The 1,298-nt window shown below is 55.3% G+C and carries 2 protein-coding genes; one reads left to right on the forward strand and one right to left on the reverse strand.

What is annotated here, in order from left to right; translation table 11 throughout:
* Window positions 1-315, forward strand: a 315-nt coding sequence (locus V6D20_07435; protein HEY9815616.1) for a phosphoribosyltransferase family protein, incomplete at its 5' end; no start/stop codon positions are given.
* Here V6D20_07435 and V6D20_07440 read toward each other — a convergent pair.
* Window positions 312-1,274: a DMT family transporter gene (locus V6D20_07440; GenBank protein ID HEY9815617.1), complete on the reverse strand. Its 963-nt coding sequence runs from the start codon at window positions 1,272-1,274 to the stop codon at window positions 312-314. The two genes, V6D20_07435 and V6D20_07440, sit on opposite strands and share 4 nt — an antisense overlap.
* Between the last annotated feature and the right edge of the window lie 24 nt (window positions 1,275-1,298).

A 1,298-nucleotide genomic window follows, 5' to 3' on the forward strand; every position in this document is an offset into this window, starting at 1 on the left:
TTGGGTGTACCGGTGGTCATCGCCCGGCAAACCCAGCACCGCTATCACCTGATTGATGGTTTTCATCTCAGCCCGGGCGATCGTGTCTTGGTTGTGGATGACATCACCACCACCGGTGGCACCGCAAAACAACTGCTGGACATTGTTAGGCAGGCAGGTGGTGAGCCGGTAGGCGTTGGCATTTTAGTCACCAAAGGCCTGTTTGAGGTCAATCTGGGCTGTCCTGTAGAGGTTCTCATGCCCCTAGAGGGAATGGATGCGATCGCCCCGGATCAATGTCCGCTTTGCCAGGCCGGCCTGCCCCTGTCCTCCTAGACCTTGGAACCTACCTGAGACTGCTGGGCTTTTTCATAGCCTAAAATAGCAATACTCAAAACCACGATGCCCACGCCCACGCCTTGGCGCAGGGTGAGGGTTTCTTGCAAAAAGATCCAGGCCATCAACGTGGTGGATACCGGATTACTCACCGCCACAATCGACATCAGAGCGGCGCTCACCAAGTGAATGCCCACGTTGTAGAGAAGCTGTCCCGCTAGGGTGAGGGCCGACGCTAGGGCGCTAATGCCCCACAGGACGCCCCAGGCCTCGGCGGGTACATCAATGGTTACCAGCAGTAAACCCAGGGTAGAGAGCACCGCCATGACCACAAAATTCACCACGGTAAACGGCACGGGGTGAATCGTCCGAAAGCAGGTCTGGGCCAGCACGCCTTGAATAGAGTAGGTCACGCAGGCTGCCAGCGCCGCACCCACGCCCAACCACATCTGATCAGCACTGATCGCGCCCGCCATCGGCACCACCAGCACGCTGCCCATAAGTACCGTACCGGTCATGGTTAACCGTATCCAACTCGGGCGATCGCCAAATAGTCGCCAAGAGACCAACCCGGTGATCACCGGATGAGTGAAGAACAGCACCGTCGCTGTCCCAGCAGGAATAGTAGCGATAGCAATAAACAAAAAAGTGAGCGACAGAAATAAAAACGTACTGCTGATCAGCGATCGCCAAAGGAGCGATCGCTGATCAGGCTTCACCAAGGCTCTCAAAGCCTGCTGGGTTCCCGGATAAAACCATGGAGCTAGGATCAGCATCACTGGCAAAATCAGCAGCGATCGCATCTGCAGCACCAGCACCGAATTGCCCACTGTAGGAGGAATGAAGCCACCCCACACTCCTTGCCCAAGAATAGGACTTTCAGAGAAAATAACCCGTAGTAATACGTTTTGCGCCGCCAAACATAGCGAGCCCACCAAAATGACGGCAAATCCAAGCATCGATAATGGCTACCTATCCAATAT

It is taken from the genome of Candidatus Obscuribacterales bacterium (genome assembly GCA_036703605.1).
In the GTDB taxonomy this organism is placed as follows: Bacteria; Cyanobacteriota; Cyanobacteriia; order RECH01; family RECH01; genus RECH01.